Genomic DNA, 19,052 nt, shown 5'->3' with positions numbered 1-19,052 from the left:
CATACCTGTTGTATCTATGATGTGCGCATCATGAACCAGAGCCCCGTCGCGACCGCCGCCGCCGAGCCGGCCGCCAAGCAGCCGCCCGCCGCCGAGCGGGTCTACACCCACGTCAAGCGAGCCGTCCTGGACCGCAGCTACGAGGGCGGCACCCTCCTGAGCGAGGGCGAGCTCGCCGAGGCGGTGGGCGTGTCGCGGACCCCGGTGCGCGAGGCCCTGCTGCGCCTGGAGGCCGAGGGGCTGCTGAAGCTGTACCCGAAGAAGGGCGCCCTGGTGCTGCCGGTCTCCGCGCAGGAGATCGCCGACGTCGTGGAGACCCGGCTGCTGGTGGAACGGCACGCGGTGCTGAAACTGGAGCCCGTCCCGCCGTGGCTGCTGTCCCGGCTGCAGCAGTTGCTGGAGGAGCAGCGCGGCCACGCGGCCACCGGCGACCTGGCCGCCTTCGCCATGGCGGACCGGAGCTTTCACGCCGAGATCGTGCGCGCCGCCGGCAACCGCATCATGTCCCATCTGTACGACCAGTTGAGGGACCGTCAGCTGCGGATGGGGGTGGCGACCATGCACGCCGACCCCGGCCGCATCGCCAAGAACATCACCGAACACACCGAGATCCTCGACGCGTTGCGCGCCGGGGACGCCGGCGCGGCCGCCGCTCTGGTCGAACGCCACGTCAGCTGGGTGAACCATCTGGCCCGGGGGGAGTAATGGCATCGATCGGCACCACCACCGGTGAACCACCCGGCGGCGTCAGGGCGGTCGGGGTCTGGGGCATCGGCACCCTCGTCTACATGGTCGCGGTCGTGCACCGCACCAGCCTCGGCGTCGCCGGCATCGACGCCGCCGAACGCTTCCACATAGGCGCGTCCGCGCTGTCCACGTTCTCGATCCTGCAGGTGCTGGTCTACGCCGGCATGCAGATACCCGTCGGCCTGATGGTCGACCGGCTCGGCACCAAGCGCGTGCTGACCATCGGCATCGTGCTCTTCACCGCGGGCCAGCTCGGCTTCGCCCTGTCGCACTCGTACGGCATGGCCCTGACCGCCCGCGCGGTGCTGGGCTGCGGCGACGCGATGACGTTCGTCAGCGTGCTGCGGCTGGGTTCGCGGTGGTTCCCGGCCCGCAGGGGGCCGATGATCGCGCAGGGCGCGGCGCTGTTCGGCGTCGCGGGCAACCTGCTCAGCACCGTGCTGCTGGCGCGGCTGCTGCACTCCGCGGGCTGGACGCCGACCTTCGTCGGCACGGCGCTCGGCGGCGCGCTCGTCCTCGTCCTCGTCCTGCTCTTCATGAAGGACCACCCCGAGGGCTTCGAGCCCGCCCCCGCCGAGCACCACGGGCGCGGTTATGTGAAGCGGCAGATCGCGGCGGCCTGGCGGGAGCCGGGCACCCGGCTCGGGATGTGGACGCACTTCACCACGCAGTTCTCCGGCATGGTGTTCCTGCTGCTGTGGGGCCTGCCGTACCTGGTGCAGGCGCAGGGGCTGTCCCGTGAGGCGGCCGGCACCCTGCTGACCGTGGTCGTCGTGGCCAACATGGTCTTCGGAATGCTCTTCGGCCAGATCATCGGCCGCCACCACGGCGCCCGGATGCCGCTCACCCTGGGCGTCGTCGGCGCCACCGCCCTGATGTGGGCGGTGGTCCTGGCGTGGCCCGCCGAGCACGCCCCGCTGTGGCTGCTGGCGCTGCTCTGCGTCGTCCTGGGGACCTGCGGGCCGGCGTCGATGATCGGCTTCGACTTCGCCCGCCCGGCGAACCCCCCGGAGCGTTTCGGCACGGCGTCCGGCATCGTCAACATCGGCGGCTTCACCGCCTCGATGGCCACGCTGCTGGCCATCGGCGTCCTGCTGGACGCAAGCGGCGGCGACTACCGGATCGCCTGGAGCAGCGTGTTCGTCCTCCAGGCGCTCGGCGTGGTCCAGATCCTGCGGCTGCGCGGCCGGGCCGCGCGGCTGGAACGGCAGCGGATCGCCGTCAGCCGCGTCGAGAGCGTCCACGTGCCGGCCGGGACGTGAACGCCCCCTCCTGGCTCACTGCGTGACCGCGATGTTGGCGAGGATCGCCTCGGCCAGCGCCTGGTCGCCCTCGATCTTCATCCGGTCCTCGACCGCCTTGGCCCGCGTGCGGCCGCAGGTCAGCCGCAGGAAGGTCTCCCAGTCCATGGTCATCGTCACCGCGGGGCCCAGGGAGACGCTGCCGTCGATCGAGCCCTTGCCGTCGGGACCGACCCGGACGGTGCGCATGAACTCCTGCTCGCCGTGGATGTCGAAGACGACCGCGGAACCGGCCGGGGCGGCCGCCCGCTCGGCGACGACCCGCGGCAGCTCGGCCAGGATCCAGTCACGGGCGTAGGCCGCGGCGGGGGAGTCCAGGTTGCCCGGCTCGCCCAGCGCGCGGCGCAGGTCCTGCTCGTGCACCCAGACGTCGAAGATCCGCCACTTCAGCAGCTCTTCGAGGGTGGTCTCCTTGCCCATCGGACCGCGGACGGTGTCCTGCGGCCCGCGGGTCTCGTTCCGCAGCTGGCGGGACCGGCGGATGATCGTGTAGTCGAGCTCCCCGACCACCTCGGGCGCGGTGTGGTGACGCCGCTTGTCGACCGGCACCTCCACGTAGCGGGCGTACTCTGACGTCATGTGACGCAGATCGCTCGGAAGTGTGTGGATCGGGCGAGGATCGCCGAGCAGTTCGCATTCAAAACCGATCACGTGTGACACAACGTCACGGACGGACCAGTAGGGGCACTCGGTCGGCCGGTTCCATGCACCCGCCGGAACGGGGCGGACCAACTCGGCCATGGATTCTATGGAGTGGGTCCAGGCGTCGATGTACGGCTGGAGCTGGCTGTGGACGGTGCCGGTCACGGGACCCCTCGACGGTCGGTGCGCGGTCGTGGTGTGCGCCTTAAATTACGCTGCGCAGTGACACCACGGGAGTGCTTTCGTGTGACGATCGTAGGCCCGGCAGGATGTCCCGACTCATGGGCGGTGGTACCGTGCGCGTTTCCCTGATCCAGATCGACGTCGACCCGGCGGAACCGGTGCACGCCCGGCGCGAACGCGCCGCCGCACTCGTCCGCGACCGGGCCGGCTCCGACCTGGTCGTGCTGCCCGAGCTCTGGCCGGTCGGCGCCTTCGCCGCCGACCTCTTCGAGACCGAGGCCGAACCGCTCGACGGGCCCACCGCCGAGGTCATGAGCGCCGCCGCGCTCGACGCCGGGGTCTGGCTCCACGCGGGCTCCGTCGTCGAACGGGCCGCGGACGGCTCCTTGTACAACACCTCCCTGCTCTTCTCCCCGGACGGCGCACTGCGGGCGACCTACCGCAAGATCCACCGCTTCGGCTTCGACCGCGGCGAGGCCGTGCTCATGAGCGGCGGCGACCGGATCGTGACCGCCGAGGTCCAGGGCATCGGCGTGGGCCTCGCCACCTGCTACGACCTGCGCTTCCCCGAGCAGTTCCGGCTGCTGGTCGACGCGGGCGCGGAACTCCTCGTCCTCCCCGCCGGCTGGCCCGCGCGGCGCCGCGAGCACTGGACCCTGCTCGCCCGCGCCCGTGCCGTGGAGTCCCAGGCCTTCGTCCTGGCCTGCGGAACCGCCGGGACGCACGCCGGCGTCGAGCTCGCCGGGCACAGCCTGGTCGTCGACCCCTGGGGCGCGGTCCTCGGCGAGGCGGGCGCCGGCGAGGAGGTCCTCACCGTCGACCTCGACCCCGGCCTCGTCGCCAAGACCCGTGCCGACTTCCCGGTGCTGCGCGACCGCCTGCTCGGCATTCCCGGCATCGCCGTTCCGCCGCCCGATTCCGACCGGTAAGGGACCATCGGCCCCGCAGCTGGGGGCGGAGTGCTCTGCGCCGGCGGCCCACCGCCCCGGCAAGGTGGGAGCCATGGAGTTCGAGGAGGGGCACGCTGCGCTGGCGTTGCTGGAAAGGGTCCGGTACGGACGGCTGGCGCTGACCCGCCGGGCCCTGCCGTACATCGCCGTCGCACGGCACGTCGTCCACGACGGCGCCGTACTGATCCGCACCCGCCGCGCCTGGGGCGTGGACGGCACCGTCGTCGCCTACCAGGCGGACGACGTGGAGGCAGGGTGGGCGGTGCAGTTCCTCGGGACGGCGCGGGCCTTCGAGCCCTCGGACGAGCAGCGGGCACTTTTCGGCACAGAAACTCGAAACGATACAACCCCGTCACCGGGCTATGTGTACGTACGCCTCGACCCGCGAGTCCACCACCGAAATGATCTAGCATCTGCCTGGTGATCGGGAGTACGGCGACGGCGCCGCCCTCCGGCGGGACCCTGCACGCCCTGCTGCGCCGATACGCCGACGCCGGCGATCCGCTGTCCTGCGAACCCGTGGCCACGGGCCTACTCAACAAGGGCTTCCGGCTGGCCACCACCCGCGGCAGCTTCTTCCTCAAGCTGTACGTCGAACCCGCCACCGCCGACTCCGCGGTCATCGCCCGCCAGCACCGCGCCACCCAGCGCCTGGGCGCACTCGGCCTGCCCGTCGCCCCGCCGCTGCCCGACTCCGACGGCCGCACCGTCGCCGAACTCGACGGACGCCGCTTCGCCCTCTACCCCTGGATCGAGGGCCGGCACCGCGACGGCAGCGAACTGACCACCGCCGAGTCCCGGCGGCTGGGCGCCCTGCTCGGCCTCGTCCACACCCTGCTCGCACAAGTGCAGCCCGCCCCCGGCGAGGAGCCGGGCCGCCCGGCGGGGGGTCACGCCGGCGCCGATCCGCAGGACACCTACGCCCTCATCCGGACGCTGCTGCGGCGGGTGCGCGACCAGGCGCCGCGCGAGGCCTTCGACGAACTCGCCGAGTACCGGCTGGTGGAGCGGCGCGCGCTGCTCGACCGGCACGCCCACCGGCGTCCGCCGGAACCCGACGCGGCCGAACCCGTCACCGGGTGGGTGCACGGCGACTTCCACCCGCTGAACCTGCTCTACCGCGAGGACGAGCCCGTCGCCATCGTCGACTGGGACCGGCTCGACGTGCAGCCGCGCGCGGAGGAGGCGGTGCGGGCCGCCGCCATCTTCTTCGTGACGCCCGGCGGCACCCTGGAACTGGACAAGATCCGCGCCTACGCGCGCGCCTACCGCCGCGCCGCCGACGTCCCGGAGGCCGAACTCGCGGCCGCCGTGCACCGCGTGTGGTGGGAACGGCTCAACGACTTCTGGATGCTGAGCTGGCGCTACCTGCGCGACGACCGGCGCGCCGACCCGCTCTTCCCGGCCTCGTCCGCCCTGATCGTCTGGTGGACGGGGGCGTACGAGGCCGTCATGGACGCCTTCACGGAGTGACGCCGCCCGCGCCGTCGGTGCCCGCGGCGGAGTCACCGCCGTCGCCCCCCGAGCCGCCGGCGCCGCCGTTGCCCGCGGTCCCGCCGTTGCCACCGGCCGGCTCACCGCTGCCGCCCTCGCTGGCGTCACCCGAAGACGGCGCGCTGGGCGTCGTGCTGGGCGGCGCGGAGGTGGCCGGGGTGGTCGGCGCGGTCGTGGTCGGCTGGCTCGGCGAGGGTGTCCACGAGGGCGTCGAGGACAGTGACGGGGTCGAGCTGCTCGGCGGCTCGCCGGAGACCGTGCCCGTGGTGTCCTGCGTACTGCCCTGCGTGGGCTCCCCGTTCGGCTCCGAGGACTGCTTCGTCGTCTGCGACTGCGTCGGCGTCACGTGGTCGGTCGGGGGCTTGGCGCCGCCACCGGAGTGGGCGACCGCGAACCAGACGCCGAGCGCCACCGCGAGCACGGCCGCGATCACGAACAGGGCCGGTTTCACCCAGCGGTTGCCGTCGCCCCCACCGGGCGGACGCGGATCGCCGTAACCGGGGTCGCCGTGGTCGCCGCCGTCGCCCCCGGGCGGCCCGAGCAGCAGCGGGGCCTGGAACTCGGCCGTGGTGTGCTCCGGGTGCGGCTGGGCGTACTGGCCCGGCATGCCCATCGCCGGCGTGGAACCCCCGTTGTGCACCGGCACGAAACCGGTGTCCCAGGTGCCCGTGTGGCCGCCGCGGTCGTGCAGCATGCCCAGCGCGTACTGGACGACGCCGCGCATCTCCTCGGCCGTCTGGAAACGGTCGTCGGGGTGCTTGGCCAGCGCGTGCAGCACCAGGCCGTCCAGCTCCGGCGGCACGCGGTCGCTGGTCTGCGACGGCGGGCGGGCCTCGTCCTGCACGTGCTGGTAGACCACCGAAAGCGGGGTCTCACCGGTGAACGGCGGTCGCAGCGCCAGGAGTTCGTACAGCAGGCAGCCCGTCGCGTACAGGTCGGAGCGCGCGTCGACGGTCTTGCCGAGCGCCTGCTCCGGCGACAGGTACTGCGGGGTGCCCATCACCATGCCGGTCTGGGTCATCGTGGTGGAGGCGCCGTGCAGCGCCCGCGCGATGCCGAAGTCCATCACCTTCACCGCGCCGGTGTTGGTGATGATGACGTTCGCGGGCTTGATGTCCCGGTGCACGATGCCGTGCGCGTGGCTGTAGGCCAGTGCCTCCAGCACGCCCGAGACGATGATCAGAGCCTGGTCCACCGGCGGCGGCTCGTCCGAGCCGACCAGCAGGTCGCGGATGGTCCTGCCCTCGACCAGCTCCATGACGATGTACGGGACGGTGCCGTTCGGCGTGACGTCCTCGCCGGTGTCGTAGACCGCCACCACCGCGTGGTGGTTGAGCCCGGCGACGGACTGCGCCTCGCGCGTGAAGCGGGCCTTGGAGACCGGGTCCTCCGCCAGGTCCGAGCGCAGCAGCTTCACCGCCACCGTCCGCCCGAGCCGTACGTCCTCGGCGGCGAAGACCTCCGCCATGCCGCCGCGGCCCAGCCGTCCGGTCAGCCGGTAACGGCCGTCACCCACCAGGCCCGAGGCGCCCCAGTGCTCCGGCGAATCGGGCACTCCCGCACCACCGGCAGAGGGCTCGTCCGTGCCGCCGGCGGCTGTCGTCTGTGCCATCAGTCCTCGCCGTCGATCGTCGCCGTACAGGGTCCTCCGGCGCACCACGCTACCGCGTTCCGCGGCGGTCGTGTGGCTGAGCCACTTGTGAAGGGATTCATACGCATCCGGTGACGAACAGGTCAACGAACTTGACCTGAGTAGGGGGTCGGGCAGACTTGGCGGTCAGGGTCGGGACACGCCTTTGTGCGCCTGGTGCGCTCGGGGGGACGTTCAAGGGGCGGGTACGTATGGGCGGGGACGGCGCGCAGGGCACGCATGCGGGGCGTTCGGTCGGCGGTGGCCGCTACGTACTGCGCGACCTGCTGGGACAGGGGGGCATGGCCTCGGTGCACCTGGCCCATGACACCGTGCTCGACCGGCCCGTGGCCGTCAAGACCCTGCACACCGATCTCGGGCGCGAACAGTCCTTCCGCGAGCGGTTCCGGCGTGAGGCGCAGGCCGTCGCGAAGCTCAACCACCCCAACATCGTCTCGGTCTTCGACTCCGGCGAGGACACCGTCGACGGCGCCGTCGTGCCGTACATCGTCATGGAGTACGTCGAGGGCAAGCCGCTGCGCACGGTACTCGACGAGGACATCGCGCAGTTCGGCGCGATGCCGACGGAGAAGGCCCTGAAGATCGTCTCCGACGTGCTGGCGGCGCTCTCGGAGAGCCACAGCGTGGGCCTGGTCCACCGCGACATCAAGCCGGGCAACGTGATGCTGACCCGCCGCGGCGTCGTCAAGGTGATGGACTTCGGCATCGCCCGCGCGATGCAGTCCGGCGTCACGTCGATGACGCAGACCGGCATGGTGGTCGGCACCCCGCAGTACCTCTCCCCCGAGCAGGCGCTGGGCCGGGGCGTGGACGAGCGCTCCGACCTGTACTCGGTGGGCTGCATGCTCTTCGAGCTGCTCACCGGGCGGCTGCCCTTCGACGGCGACTCCCCGCTGTCCATCGCCTACCAGCACGTCCAGGAGATGCCGCCGGCCCCCTCCGGGCTCAACCGGGTGGTGACGCCGGGCGTGGACGCGCTCGTCGCCCGCGCCCTGCGGAAGAACCCGGCCGAGCGCTTCCCGACCGCCGACGCGATGAAGGACGAGACGGACCGTGTGGCCGCGCCCGAGCGGGGCGCCGGCACGACGCCGCTGATCATCGGCGAGGGCCCGAGGGCCCGCGGCCGCGGCGAGGCGGTCTCGCAGGCGGTCTTCCCGCCGGTCCAGGGCGATCTGCGGACCCCGCAACCGCCCGTGCGGCAGCCGTACCAGCCGCATCCCTCGCACCAGTCGCACCAGTCGCAGACTCCGCCGGCGCCGTACCAGGCACCTCAGCACACGCAGCACACCCCGCAGCAGGCCCCGCTCCACGGCGGCTGGGGCCAGGCCGCGCAGACCCCGCCGCCGGCGTCCCGGCCCGCGTACGGATATCCGCAGAACGGCGGGCAGCAGCACCCCGCCCAGCACTCCACCACCCCGTACACGCTGCAGCCGAACCATCCCTCCGGAGGCGGCAGACGGGGCGGCGGGGGATCGACCGCGGTCGTCGCGATCGGCGCCACGGTCGCGGTCATCGCGATCGTCGTCGTCGTGGCCATCGTCCTCTCGCTCAACAAGGACAACGGCACCGGTGCCGACAACGGCGCCGGCGGCCGCACGCCGACGGACGGTTACCAGGCGAGCGCCCCCGCGACCGACCGGTCCACCGGGCGGACCCCCTCCCAGCCGACCGGCGACGACAACCAGCCCGCGCCGGGCGTCAGCCAGGCCGACCAGAGCCGGACCATCGACGCCGCGCGCTGCACCGAGGCCACCAAGAACTACCAGGACGACAACTCGGTGATCATGCCGGACTTCTTCACCAAGTACGTGGACTCGGTGAAGGCCTGCATGACCGAAGCGGGCTGGAAGTACCAGGTCAAGTACCGCAACGAGCAGGTCTACGGCAAGGGCGCGGTCATCGACCAGCAGCCCCGGCGCTACGACCCGCTCAAGGCCGGGGACACCGTCACCATCTGGGTCTCCACCGGCGAGAGCGGCTGAGCCGGGCGGCCGCGGGCAACGCCCCCGGGCACGGACTCGCCGGACCGCGCGGCACGAGGGCCGCTCCCGGCCCCCGTCACCCTGTACCTACGAGTACGGAGGTGGCCCCGCCGGCACGGCGCGGACGGCCGCCCGCGCACCGGCCGCGCCGCCTACAGGTACGGACCCGAGCGGGCGCCGCCCGGCAGGTGCCCGTCCTCGTCGCCCTCGTGCACGGCACCGGGCGGCAGCGCGCGGCGCATCTGCTCCAGCTGGGCGCGGGCCGCCATCTGCTGCGCGAACAGCGCCGTCTGGATGCCGTGGAAGAGGCCCTCCAGCCAGCCCACCAGCTGCGCCTGCGCGATCCGCAGCTCGGCGTCGCTCGGCACGCCGTCCTCGGCGAAGGGCAGCGACAGCCGCTCCAGCTCCTCGACCAGCTCGGGGGCCAGCCCCGCCTCCAGCTCCTTGACGGAGCTGTGGTGGATCTCCTTCAGGCGGGCCCGGCTGGCCTCGTCCAGCGGCGCCGCCTTGACCTCCTCCAGAAGCTGCTTGATCATGCTGCCGATCCGCATGACCTTCGCGGGCTGTTCGACCATCTCCGTCACGGGGACCTCGCGCTGCTCGTCGCCTTCTCCGGCGCGTCCGGCGTGTCCGCCGCCGAGGGCCATCCCGTCCGGGCCGACGACCAGGACCTGCGGGCTCTCCTGCGACCGTTCGTTCATCGGCATCTCCATGCCGCCATTGTCGCGCACCGGCGCTTGCGAAGGTTTTCTGCCCCCTGAAAGCATCCGCTACCCCCACCGGACGTCGCGCAGCCCGGCGGGCGGGGGGAGCGCCTACCGGGATCGGGGGGCGGGAGGCTTCCTGATGGGGTGCGGCGGGAGCGGGATGGCCGGCCTCCTGCCCGCGGGCAGCCCGCCGCCAGGACGCCGCGCGGCCCACCGCCCTCCGCATGGTCCGCCCGACCACGCTGCCCGGCGGACCTCAGGCCCCGCGCCGCAGCCGCCACCCCAGGAACCCCAGGCCCAGGCCGATCAGGAGCAGCCCGGCGCCCAGCGGCAGCACCTCCAGCACCCGACCCGTGGGGCTGGGCACGGCCTCGGGACCGGAGGTCTCCCCGTCGTCGAAGACCTGCCGCGGTCCCTGCGGCACCGGCTGCTCGCTCGGCTCCGCCGGCGGCCGCTCCGGGCGGCCGGGATGCCTCCGCCCCTCGCCGGGCACGCTCCCGGCCAGGCCGGCCGTGGGCGAGGCGCTGGGCGCGGGGCCGGGCGCGGCGGCCCCGGTGACACCGAGCCCGGCGACGACGGCGGAGGCAGCCGCCACCGCACGTCGCCAGTCCATGCGCCCAGCGTCACACGGGGAACCGACCCGGGCACCTTGGGTCCCGGCTGCCTAGACCGTCAGAAGGACCTTGCCCACGTGGGAGCTCTCCTCGACCACGCGGTGCGCCTGCGCGGCCTGCTCCATGGGGAGGGTGCAGTCCACGACCGGGGCCACAGCGCCCGTCTCGAACAGCGGCCACACGTGCTCGCGGACGGCGGCGACGATCGCCGTCTTCTCCTCCAGCGGGCGCCCGCGCAGCGAGGTCGCCGTGACCGCGGCCCGCTTGGCGAGCAGCTTGCCGAGGTTGAGCTCGCCCTTGACACCGCCCTGCAGGCCGATGACGGCCAGCCGGCCGTTCACCGCGAGGGCGTCGATGTTCCGGTCCAGGTACTTGGCGCCCATGATGTCGAGGATGACGTCCGCGCCGCCGAACACGTCCCGTACGGCCGGCACGAAGTCCTGGGCGTGGTAGTCGATCCCGAGGTCGGCGCCGAGTTCACGGCAGCGCTCCAGCTTGGCCGCGCTGCCGGCCGTGACGGCGACCTTCGCGCCCACGGCCTTGGCCAGCTGGATCGCCATGGTGCCGATACCGCTGGAACCGCCGTGCACGAGCAGCGTCTCGCCCGGGCGCAGGTGGGCCACCATGAAGACGTTCGACCACACCGTGCACACCACCTCCGGCAGGGCGGCCGCTTCCACGAGCGACACCCCCTTGGGGACGGGCAGCAGCTGGCCGACCGGCACGGCGACCTTCTCCGCATAGCCGCCGCCGGCCAGCAGCGCGCAGACCTCGTCGCCCACGGTCCAGCCGGTGACGCCGGGGCCGAGCGCGGCGACCCGCCCCGAGCACTCAAGACCGGGGTAGGCGGACGTGTCGGGCGGCGGGTCGTAGAAGCCCTGCCGCTGCAGAAGGTCGGCCCGGTTGACGGCGCTGGCCACCACGTCGACCAGCACCTCGCCCTCGGCCGGTACGGGATCGGGGACCTCGGTCCAGACAAGCGCTTCCGGGCCGCCGGGTTCGGGGATCGTGATCGCATGCATGAAGCCGACGCTACCTCTGCCCGGGCGGAATCGGGTCCCGTCGGTCCACCCTATGGATGACGATGACCCGGTCGGTCAGCTGGAGCTCGGCCGCCTCGGAGTCGTCGTGGTCCAGCAGCCGGTGGCCGCGCTTGACGGCCACCACCAGGTCGCCGATCTCCCGCGGCGCCCGTCCGGCCTCGGCCTTGGTGACGGGACGCTCGATGAGGTCCAGACCGCTGCCGTAGGTGATCAGCTCCTCCATCACCTCGCCCGCGCTGGGGCTGAGCATCGACATCCCGAGCAGCCGCCCCGCCGCCCCGGAACTGGTGACGACGGCGTTCGCCCCCGACTGCCGCAGCAGCGGGGCGTTCTCCTCCTCGCGAACGGAGGCGACGATGGTGATCCGCGGATTGAGCTGACGCGCCGTCAGGGCGACCAGGACGGCGGTGTCGTCGCGCTGCGCGGCGATGATGAGCTCCTTGGCGCGCTGGATCTCCGCCCGCATCAGGACGCCGTTGCGCGTGCCGTCGCCCGTCACGCCGGCGAACCCGGCGGCCACCGCGGCGTCCACCGCCCTGGGCTCGGGGTCGACGACCACGATGTTCTTGGCGGGCACGCCGTGACCGGTCAGCGTCCTGGCGGCGGACCGGCCCTTCGTGCCGTATCCGACGATGACGGTGTGGTCGCGCACCGAGGACCTCCAGCGCTGTTGGCGGTACTGCTCGCGGGTGCGTTCGGTGAGCACTTCGAGCGTGGTGCCGACCAGGATGATCAGGAAGAGCACGCGCAGCGGCGTCACCAGCAGCACATTGGTCAGCCGGGCGCCCGCGCTGTAGGGGACGATGTCGCCGTAGCCGGTGGTGGAGAGGGTGACGGTGGCGTAGTACAGGCAGTCCAGGAACGACATCGGGCCGCCCGCGTTGTCGTGGTACCCCCCGCGGTCGGCGTAGACGATGGCGACGGTGGCGAACAGGCAGGCCAGCGCGTACACGAGACGCTGGGCGACCTGCCGCAGCGGGCTGCGGGGGACGTTGTGCGGCAGCCGGAGCAACTGCGCCCCGTCCTGACCGCCCTGGACGTAGCGTCCTCCCGACCGGGGCCGGCGACCCGGACCGCCCGGACCGGGCGGGTCGTCGGAACCGCCCGGCGTCGGGGTCACAGGCGCCCCCAGCCGGTCTCCAGCACGGCCGTGGTGTCGCCCTTGGCGGCCCCGCCGGGCGGGATGACGGCCATCCCGTCGGCGGTGGCGATGCCGCGCAGCATGGCCGGCCCGCTGAAGCGCAGCGGGACCGCCCGCGACTCCTCGTCCAGGATCACCGGCACCAGCCGGGTGTCCGTGGGGTGGCCGGGCACGTCGCCGGTCAGCCGGACCGCCGAGGGCACCGCCGCCGGCCGCCCCGCGAGCCTGCGCACCAGGGGCACGATCAGCGTGAGCACCCCGGAGACGGCGGCCAGGGGATTCCCCGGAAGGCCCACCAAATGACCGCCATCACCCGGGAGTTCGGCGAGCAGCATGGGATGGCCCGGCCGTACGGCGACACCGTCGACGAGCAGCCGCGCGCCGATGCGCGAGAGCACGGGGTGCACGAAGTCGACCGGGCCGCCCGCCGTGCCGCCCGTGGTGACCACCAGATCGGCGCCGGCCCCCGTGACGGCCTCGCGCAGCAGGTCGGCGTCGTCCTTCAGTCGGCGGGACGTGACGACGTCGGCACCCAGCGCGGCGAGCCAGGCGGGCAGCAGGGGGCCCAGCGCGTCCCGCACCCGGCCGGAACCGGGAACGCCGCGGTCCAGCAACTCGTCGCCGATGACGAGGACCTCGACGGTCGGGCGGACCGTCACCGGCAGTTCGTCGTAGCCCGCCGCGGCGGCCAGGCCCAGCACGGCGGGCGTGACGAGGGCGCCGGTGGCCAGCAACTCGTCGCCGCTGCGGCATTCCTGGCCTCGCGGGCGCACGTCCTGTCCGGGCCCGGGGCCGCCCCGCGTGGCGTGCAGCAGACCGTCCGGGCCGAGGCGGCTGTACTCGCTGCGCAGCACGGCGGTCGTCCCGGCCGGGAGCGGGGCGCCGGTGGCGATGCCGGTCGCGTGGCCGTCCGGCAGCGCGGCGAGGGCGCGTTCACCGGCCAGCACCCGGCCCTCGGGCCGCCAGGGGCCCGGCCCGGCGACGGCCCAGCCGTCCATCGCGGAGGTGTCGAAGGACGGCAGGTCGGTCAGCGCCGTCAACGGCTCGGCGAGGGCGCAGCCCAAGGCCCTCGCGAGCGGCCTGAGTTCGCGCCGGAGGGGCGTGCCCGCGGCGGTGGCGATACGGCGGGCTTCGGGCCAGGAGGTGTCGTGGTGGGCGTGAGGAGGGTGCGGGGGATGCGGGATGTCGGTGTCCTGGGGGGCGAGGGGCTCCGGGGCGGTGGCGTCCGTGCGCGGGCTCGCCGCGGCGTACCGGACGGGGCCGCGGCGCGCGTTGGCGAGGGCGAGGGCCTGCTCCAGCTCGTCGTCGACCGCCGCCTCGGCGGCCGCGAGGTCGACGGGTGGCGCGGTGTCCCGGCCGTTCCCGGTGTTCCCGGCGTTCCGGCAGCGGGCCCCGTCGGGAACGCTCATGCCTCCGCTTCCCCGGCGTCCGCCTCCTTGGCCCAGCGTTCGGCCAGCTCGGCAGCGCGCCGGGCGGCCTCGGCGACGGCCTGCTCGCCGCCACCGGCCGTGGCGGCCGCGTAGCCGACCAGGAAGGTGGTCAGGGGCGCCGCGGGGCGCGCCACGCCGTGCGCGGCGTCGCGCGCGAGATCCAGCAGTACACCGGTGTCGACGTCGAGGTCGATGCCCAGTTCCGCCTTGACAGTGGCAATCCATTCGTCCAGCACGGTCCCATGCTCCCTGATGCGGGCCCTCGCTGTGGAGAGGTCGTCCCAGGTGTCGCAGTCGAAGGAGGCCTGTCCGGTGGGATCGGCCAGCCGCAGCAGCCGCAGTTCCGCGGTGAGCAGGCGCAGCGGCAGGCCGGACAGGCCGCCGTGCTCCGTGGCGAGCAGGGCGATCTCACGCCGCAGCGACTCCGCGCGGTAGGCCGCCGCCAGCGGCTGGTCGCGACCGTCCGGGTCGGTGAGGACGACGCCGTCGTGGCCCTGCCCGCCGTCCCGCCCGCCGAGCGCCGCGAGCAGCGCCCGCACCGTCGTGGGGGACAGGAAGGGCAGGTCGGCGGCGAGCACCAGCACCACGTCGGCGGTGACACCCGCGCCCAGTCCCGCCGCGAGGGCGGGCAGCGGGCCGCCGCCGGGCGGCTCCTCACGGGCCCAGACGACCGGGCGGCTGGTCGCACGGCGCGGGCCGACGACGACCGTCGTACCCGCGCCGGCGCACGCGTCCAGGACACGGTCGATCAACGCCCGTCCCGCGACCGGAAGTCCGGGCTTGTCGGCCCCGCCGAGGCGCCGCGCGGCACCCCCGGCGAGGACGACCGCGTCGAAGGGCTCGTCATGGGGTACGGCCGCACCCGGCTGCGAAGTCATGCCCGGAGTATGGCCCCACGCGAGGCGCTCACACCCCCCGCAGCAGGACCGCAGGCTGCTCCACGCAGTCGGCGACATAGCGCAGGAATCCGCCGGCGGTCCCGCCGTCGCACACCCGGTGGTCGAACGTGAACGACAGCTGCACGACCTGACGCACCGCCAGCTCCCCCTGGTGCACCCATGGCTTGGGCGCTATACGGCCGACTCCCAGCATCGCTGCCTCGGGGTGGTTGATGATCGGCGTCGAGCCGTCGACGCCGAAGACGCCGTAGTTGTTGAGCGTGAAGGTGCCGCCGGTCAGTTCGGCCGGGGTCAGACGGCCGGCCCGCGCGGCCTCGGTGAGCCGGGCGATCTCAGCCGAGAGCTCCTCCGTACTGCGCGCCTGCGCGTCCCGGACGACGGGGACGACCAGGCCGCGGTCGGTCTGGGCGGCGAAGCCCAGATGAACCGCGGGCAGCCGGACGATCTCGCCGCGCTCGGTGTCCACCGTGGCGTTGAGGTCGGGGTGACGGGCGAGCGCGGCCGTGCAGATCCGCGCCAGCACGGCGAGGACGGACACCTTGGGACCGCCCGCCGCGTTCATCGCGGCCCGCGCCGCGAGCAGTTCGGTGGCGTCGGCGTCCACCCAGCACGTGGCGTCCGGGATCTCCCGGCGGCTGCGGCTGAGCTTCTCGGCGACGGCTCCCCGGATGCCCTTGAGCGGGATGCGGGTGCCCTCGACGGCCGGCGTCGTGGTGGCGGTGGCGGCCGCGGTCACCGGCACGGCGGCCGCGGTGATCGCGCGCTCGACGTCCGCGCGCAGGATCAGCCCGTCGGGCCCGGACCCCTTCAGCGCGCGCAGGTCGAGCCCGTGCTCGCGGGCGATGCGCCGCACCAGCGGCGAGATGACCGCCACCGGTCCGGTCACCCCCTCGTCCACCACGAAGCCCGCGGCGGAGGCGGGGGCCGGGGCCGGGGTAGGGGCGGACCGGGGGACGGTCGCCGGAGCGGTCCCCGTGGAAGCGGGTGCGAGGGCCTGGCGGACCCGGCGACGCCGGGCCGCGGGGCCGCTCGTCCCGTAGCCGACCAGGACGTTGCCCGAGCCGGAGTCCCCGTCGGGGGAGGCCCCGTCGGCACCGACCGGGACCGCCTCCTGGGACTCCACCGCGACGGTGATCAGCGGGCGTCCGACGTCAAGGGTCTCGCCCTCCTCGCCGAACCGGGCGGTGACGACTCCCCCGTAGGGGCACGGCACCTCGACCACGGCCTTGGCCGTCTCCACCTCGACCACCGGCTGGTCGATGGCGACGACGTCACCGACCTGCACCATCCACCGCACGATCTCGGCCTCGGTCAGGCCCTCCCCGAGGTCGGGCAGCGCGAACTCGCGGACGACGGCCATCACGCCCCCTCCCACTGCAGCCGGCCGACCGTGTCGAGGATGCGGTCGACACCGGGCAGGTGGTGCCGCTCCAGCATCGGCGGCGGATACGGGATGTCGAAGCCGGCGACCCGCAGGACCGGGGCCTCCAGATGGTGGAAGCACCGCTCGGTGACCCGGGCGGCGATCTCCGCGCCGATGCCGCCGAAGCCGGACGCCTCCTGGACGACCACCGCGCGCCCGGTGCGCCGCACCGACGCCGCCACCGTCTCGTCGTCGAAGGGCACCAGGCTGCGCAGGTCCACGACCTCCAGGTCCCAGCCCTCCTGCACGGCGGCCTCCGCGGCCTCCATGCAGACCGGCACCGAGGGGCCGTAGGTGATGAGCGTCGCCGAGCGGCCGGGACGCCGGACCACGGCCCTGCCGATCGGCGCGACCTCCTCCGGTGCCTCCGCCGACCAGTCGGCCTTGGACCAGTACAGCCGCTTGGGCTCCAGGAAGATCACCGGGTCGTCGGACGCTATCGAGGCGCGCAGCAGCCCGTAGGCGTCGGCGACCGTGGCCGGGGTGACGACGTGCAGGCCGGGGGTGTGGGTGTAGTACGCCTCGGAGGAGTCGCTGTGGTGCTCCACGCCGCCGATGCCGCCGCCGTAGGGCACGCGGATGGTGATCGGCAGCGGCATCGTGCCGCGCGTGCGGTTGCGCATCCGGGCCACATGGCTGACCAGTTGCTCGAACGCGGGGTAGGCGAACGCGTCGAACTGCATCTCGACGACGGGGCGCATGCCGTACATCGCCATCCCGACGGCCGTGCCGAGGATGCCGGCCTCGGCGAGCGGGGTGTCGGTGCACCGGGTGTCGCCGAACTCGGCGGCGAGGCCGGCGGTGATGCGGAAGACACCGCCGAGGGTGCCGATGTCCTCGCCGAAGAGATGGACGTCCGGGTCGTCGGCGAGGGCGTCGCGCAGGGCCCGGTTGAGGGCCTGCGCCATGGTCGCGGGCTTGCGCGCGGCGGCGACCGGGGTCGTGGTTGCGGTGGTCATGACTGGGCCTCGGCCTCCAGCTCGGCCTGCAGCATCGCCGCCTGCTCCCGCAGCTGCGGGGTGGGCTCGGCGTAGACGTGGGCGAACAGATCCATCGGGTCCAGGACCGGGTCCTGGTTCATGCGCTCGCGCAGATCGGCGGCCATGGCCTCGGCGTCCTTCTCGGCCTGGGCGGTCAGCGCGTCGTCCAGCAGGTCGCGGGAGCGCAGCGCGCGCTCCATCACGGCGATCGGGTCGTGCTCGCGCCAGGCCTCGACCTCGGCGTCCTCGCGGTAGCGGGTGGCGTCGTCGGCGTTGGTGTGGGCGTCGATGCGGTAGGTGACGGCCTCCACCAGGGTGGGTCCGCCGCCCTGACGGGCGCGGGCGACCGCCTCGGTGAGCACGGAGTGCACGGCGGCTATGTCGTTTCCGTCCACGAGGCGGCCGGGCATGCCGTATCCGACGGCCTTGTGCGCCAGCGAGGGCGCGGCCGTCTGCTTGGCGAGGGGCACCGAGATGGCGAAGCCGTTGTTCTGCACGAAGAAGACCACGGGCGCGCGCCAGACGGCGGCGAAGTTGAGCGCCTCGTGGAAGTCGCCCTCGCTGGTGCCGCCGTCGCCGACCATGGCGAGCGCCACGACGTCGTCGCCCTTGAGGCGGGCGGCGTGCGCGAGGCCCACCGCGTGCGGGAGCTGGGTGGCCAGCGGGGTGCTGAGGGGGGCGACGCGGTGCTCGTGGGGGTCGTAGCCGGTGTGCCAGTCGCCGCGCAGCAGGGTCAGCGCCTCGACGGGGTCGACGCCGCGGGCGACGGCGGCGAGGGTGTCGCGATAGCTGGGGAACAGCCAGTCCCGCGGCTCCAGGGCGAGCGCGGCGGCGATCTCGCAGGCCTCCTGACCGGTGCTGGAGGGGTACACGGCGAGCCGGCCCTGCTTCGTCAGCGCGGTGGCCTGCCGGTTGTAGCGGCGGCCGCGCACCAGCTGTCCGTACATCGAGGTCAGGAGTCCGGCATCGAGGGCGCCGGCCGCCGGGGTGCCGAGCAGCCGGTACGGCTCGGCATCGGGCAGCAGCGGCGCCGGATCGGTGCGGGGGTGCCAGACAGGCTGGTCCAGGACGGTCATCGCGAGCACCTCCTCGTGGGCGTGTTCGTATCGGGGCAGCGGGTATCGCTTCCCCTACCGATTGTTCGGTCGCCGGAGGCATTTTGGCTACAGGTGTGTTCCGCCTGTGGACAAACGGTTCTGCACAGCCTGAGATGGAGCCAGTACGTCCATGACAGGGAGGCTCGGGGGCGTGACGGATTCCCAAATTTCTCGGGGGACCTCCCCCGAAACCCAGAGCGCCGCGGCGTCCGACCCCGCGGCGGCGGTCCGGCCGCTGGACGCGATCGACCGCGCGATCCTGCGCTACCTGCAGGAGGACGGCCGGGCGTCGATACGGTCGGTCGCCGAGCGGGTCCACGTGTCGCGGGCGAACGCCTACGCCCGCATCAACCGGCTCATCGAGGACGGCGTCATCCGCGGCTTCACCGCCCGCGTCGACCACGAGCGGGCAGGTCAGGGAGCGTCCGCGTACATCACCTTGAAGATCGTCCAGAACTCCTGGCGCACCGTGCGCGAAAAGCTGATGGAACTGCCGGGGGTCGCGCACATCGCCCTGGTCAGCGGGGACTTCGACGTGCTGATGCTGGTGCACACCCCGGACAACCGCAGCCTGCGGGAGCTGGTGCTCACCCGGATCCAGGCGGTGCCGGAGGTGCTCAGCAGCCGCACCCTGCTGGTCTTCGAGGAGACCGACCGCGTGCTGACCGACTAGATGATCGATTCCAAGGGTTAGTGGTCGTAGGCGGTCAGGGAGCGCAGGGTGGGCTGGCCGGTGTGGTGGTTGTGCCAGATCGCGGCGGTCAGGGC

Annotated in this window: 18 protein-coding genes; 7 read left to right on the top strand and 11 right to left on the bottom strand. The window is 73.4% G+C overall.

Annotated features, from left to right (window positions below):
- The first annotated feature begins 30 nt into the window (after nt 1–30).
- Both PV364_RS13090 and PV364_RS13085 read left to right on the top strand, forming a co-directional pair.
- Complete coding sequence (locus tag PV364_RS13090) at nt 31–705, top strand: GntR family transcriptional regulator (RefSeq protein WP_319660075.1); 675 nt, start codon at nt 31–33, stop codon at nt 703–705.
- Nucleotides 705–2,009, top strand: coding sequence for an MFS transporter (locus PV364_RS13085; protein WP_319660074.1), 1,305 nt, complete (start codon nt 705–707; stop codon nt 2,007–2,009). The genes PV364_RS13090 and PV364_RS13085 overlap by 1 nt, the downstream gene beginning before the upstream one ends.
- A 15-nt stretch (nt 2,010–2,024) precedes the next feature.
- Here PV364_RS13085 and PV364_RS13080 read toward each other — a convergent pair whose 3' ends face one another.
- On the bottom strand, nt 2,025–2,855 hold the full coding sequence (locus tag PV364_RS13080; RefSeq protein WP_319660073.1) for a maleylpyruvate isomerase family mycothiol-dependent enzyme: 831 nt from the start codon (nt 2,853–2,855) through the stop codon (nt 2,025–2,027).
- Between the two features lie 131 nt (nt 2,856–2,986).
- Here PV364_RS13080 and PV364_RS13075 point away from each other — a divergent pair, with 131 nt between their 5' ends.
- The 3 genes from PV364_RS13075 (at nt 2,987) to PV364_RS13065 (ending at nt 5,296) form a co-directional block, all read left to right on the top strand.
- Nucleotides 2,987–3,802: a carbon-nitrogen family hydrolase gene (locus PV364_RS13075; protein WP_319660072.1), complete on the top strand. Its 816-nt coding sequence runs from the start codon at nt 2,987–2,989 to the stop codon at nt 3,800–3,802.
- A gap of 73 nt (nt 3,803–3,875) precedes the next feature.
- Nucleotides 3,876–4,247 carry a pyridoxamine 5'-phosphate oxidase family protein gene (locus PV364_RS13070; RefSeq protein ID WP_319660071.1) on the top strand — a complete coding sequence of 124 codons (372 nt, stop codon included), beginning with the start codon at nt 3,876–3,878 and terminating at the stop codon, nt 4,245–4,247.
- Entirely contained in the window at nt 4,241–5,296 is a 1,056-nt protein-coding gene (locus tag PV364_RS13065; protein WP_401973424.1) for a phosphotransferase, read from the top strand. The genes PV364_RS13070 and PV364_RS13065 overlap by 7 nt, the downstream gene beginning before the upstream one ends.
- On the opposite strand, the gene PV364_RS13060 is transcribed toward PV364_RS13065, so the two are convergent.
- Nucleotides 5,286–6,929 carry a protein kinase domain-containing protein gene (locus PV364_RS13060; RefSeq protein WP_319660069.1) on the bottom strand — a complete coding sequence of 548 codons (1,644 nt, stop codon included), beginning with the start codon at nt 6,927–6,929 and terminating at the stop codon, nt 5,286–5,288. The two genes, PV364_RS13065 and PV364_RS13060, sit on opposite strands and share 11 nt — an antisense overlap.
- Before the next feature lie 230 nt (nt 6,930–7,159).
- Between PV364_RS13060 and PV364_RS13055 the strand changes: the two genes are divergently transcribed.
- A complete protein-coding gene (locus PV364_RS13055) occupies nt 7,160–8,950 on the top strand; it encodes a Stk1 family PASTA domain-containing Ser/Thr kinase (protein ID WP_319660068.1) in 1,791 nt (596 codons plus the stop codon).
- Between the two features lie 152 nt (nt 8,951–9,102).
- Here the strand turns inward: PV364_RS13055 and PV364_RS13050 are convergent, their stop codons facing one another.
- From PV364_RS13050 to pdhA, 9 genes are all read right to left on the bottom strand, one after another.
- Nucleotides 9,103–9,663: a bacterial proteasome activator family protein gene (locus PV364_RS13050; RefSeq protein ID WP_319660067.1), complete on the bottom strand. Its 561-nt coding sequence runs from the start codon at nt 9,661–9,663 to the stop codon at nt 9,103–9,105.
- Between the two features lie 250 nt (nt 9,664–9,913).
- Nucleotides 9,914–10,270: a hypothetical protein gene (locus PV364_RS13045; protein ID WP_319660066.1), complete on the bottom strand. Its 357-nt coding sequence runs from the start codon at nt 10,268–10,270 to the stop codon at nt 9,914–9,916.
- Nucleotides 10,271–10,321: 51 nt separating this feature from the next.
- On the bottom strand, nt 10,322–11,293 hold the full coding sequence (locus PV364_RS13040) for an NAD(P)H-quinone oxidoreductase (RefSeq protein WP_319660065.1): 972 nt from the start codon (nt 11,291–11,293) through the stop codon (nt 10,322–10,324).
- Nucleotides 11,294–11,303: 10 nt separating this feature from the next.
- Nucleotides 11,304–12,326, bottom strand: coding sequence for a potassium channel family protein (locus tag PV364_RS13035; protein WP_319660386.1), 1,023 nt, complete (start codon nt 12,324–12,326; stop codon nt 11,304–11,306).
- A gap of 104 nt (nt 12,327–12,430) precedes the next feature.
- Nucleotides 12,431–13,864 carry a molybdopterin molybdotransferase MoeA gene (locus PV364_RS13030; RefSeq protein ID WP_319660064.1) on the bottom strand — a complete coding sequence of 478 codons (1,434 nt, stop codon included), beginning with the start codon at nt 13,862–13,864 and terminating at the stop codon, nt 12,431–12,433.
- Nucleotides 13,861–14,763 (bottom strand): NTP transferase domain-containing protein, encoded by a 903-nt coding sequence (locus PV364_RS13025; RefSeq protein ID WP_319660063.1) that lies wholly within the window; start codon nt 14,761–14,763, stop codon nt 13,861–13,863. Before PV364_RS13025 ends, PV364_RS13030 begins: the two co-directional genes overlap by 4 nt.
- Nucleotides 14,764–14,791: 28 nt before the next feature.
- Nucleotides 14,792–16,144: a dihydrolipoamide acetyltransferase family protein gene (locus PV364_RS13020; RefSeq protein ID WP_319660062.1), complete on the bottom strand. Its 1,353-nt coding sequence runs from the start codon at nt 16,142–16,144 to the stop codon at nt 14,792–14,794.
- Nucleotides 16,144–17,166 carry an alpha-ketoacid dehydrogenase subunit beta gene (locus PV364_RS13015; protein ID WP_319660061.1) on the bottom strand — a complete coding sequence of 341 codons (1,023 nt, stop codon included), beginning with the start codon at nt 17,164–17,166 and terminating at the stop codon, nt 16,144–16,146. Before PV364_RS13015 ends, PV364_RS13020 begins: the two co-directional genes overlap by 1 nt.
- The gene (gene pdhA / locus PV364_RS13010) at nt 17,163–18,263 is read right to left on the bottom strand and encodes a pyruvate dehydrogenase (acetyl-transferring) E1 component subunit alpha (RefSeq protein ID WP_319660060.1); all 1,101 of its coding nucleotides are present in this window, start codon (nt 18,261–18,263) and stop codon (nt 17,163–17,165) included. The genes PV364_RS13015 and pdhA overlap by 4 nt, the downstream gene beginning before the upstream one ends.
- Nucleotides 18,264–18,414: 151 nt before the next feature.
- On the opposite strand from pdhA, the gene PV364_RS13005 reads away from it, so the two are divergent.
- On the top strand, nt 18,415–18,957 hold the full coding sequence (locus PV364_RS13005; RefSeq protein WP_319660059.1) for an Lrp/AsnC family transcriptional regulator: 543 nt from the start codon (nt 18,415–18,417) through the stop codon (nt 18,955–18,957).
- Nucleotides 18,958–19,052 lie beyond the last annotated feature (95 nt).

It is taken from the genome of Streptomyces sp. MI02-7b, from assembly GCF_033793585.1.
In the GTDB taxonomy this organism is placed as follows: domain Bacteria; phylum Actinomycetota; class Actinomycetes; order Streptomycetales; family Streptomycetaceae; genus Actinacidiphila.
This window is presented reverse-complemented; position numbering and strand designations above follow the sequence as displayed.

What these genes read in the sequence shown, in the direction of transcription:
- PV364_RS13015 (WP_319660061.1), bottom strand. Translation starts at nt 17,166, where the DNA reads ATGACCACCGCAACCACGACCCCGGTCGCCGCCGCGCGCAAGCCCGCG.
- PV364_RS13040 (WP_319660065.1), bottom strand. Translation starts at nt 11,293, where the DNA reads ATGCATGCGATCACGATCCCCGAACCCGGCGGCCCGGAAGCGCTTGTC.
- PV364_RS13025 (WP_319660063.1), bottom strand. Translation starts at nt 14,763, where the DNA reads ATGACTTCGCAGCCGGGTGCGGCCGTACCCCATGACGAGCCCTTCGAC.
- PV364_RS13070 (WP_319660071.1), top strand. Translation starts at nt 3,876, where the DNA reads ATGGAGTTCGAGGAGGGGCACGCTGCGCTGGCGTTGCTGGAAAGGGTC.
- PV364_RS13060 (WP_319660069.1), bottom strand. Translation starts at nt 6,929, where the DNA reads ATGGCACAGACGACAGCCGCCGGCGGCACGGACGAGCCCTCTGCCGGT.
- PV364_RS13045 (WP_319660066.1), bottom strand. Translation starts at nt 10,270, where the DNA reads ATGGACTGGCGACGTGCGGTGGCGGCTGCCTCCGCCGTCGTCGCCGGG.
- PV364_RS13090 (WP_319660075.1), top strand. Translation starts at nt 31, where the DNA reads ATGAACCAGAGCCCCGTCGCGACCGCCGCCGCCGAGCCGGCCGCCAAG.
- PV364_RS13085 (WP_319660074.1), top strand. Translation starts at nt 705, where the DNA reads ATGGCATCGATCGGCACCACCACCGGTGAACCACCCGGCGGCGTCAGG.
- PV364_RS13020 (WP_319660062.1), bottom strand. Translation starts at nt 16,144, where the DNA reads ATGGCCGTCGTCCGCGAGTTCGCGCTGCCCGACCTCGGGGAGGGCCTG.
- pdhA (WP_319660060.1), bottom strand. Translation starts at nt 18,263, where the DNA reads ATGACCGTCCTGGACCAGCCTGTCTGGCACCCCCGCACCGATCCGGCG.
- PV364_RS13050 (WP_319660067.1), bottom strand. Translation starts at nt 9,663, where the DNA reads ATGGAGATGCCGATGAACGAACGGTCGCAGGAGAGCCCGCAGGTCCTG.
- PV364_RS13030 (WP_319660064.1), bottom strand. Translation starts at nt 13,864, where the DNA reads ATGAGCGTTCCCGACGGGGCCCGCTGCCGGAACGCCGGGAACACCGGG.
- PV364_RS13005 (WP_319660059.1), top strand. Translation starts at nt 18,415, where the DNA reads ATGACAGGGAGGCTCGGGGGCGTGACGGATTCCCAAATTTCTCGGGGG.
- PV364_RS13055 (WP_319660068.1), top strand. Translation starts at nt 7,160, where the DNA reads ATGGGCGGGGACGGCGCGCAGGGCACGCATGCGGGGCGTTCGGTCGGC.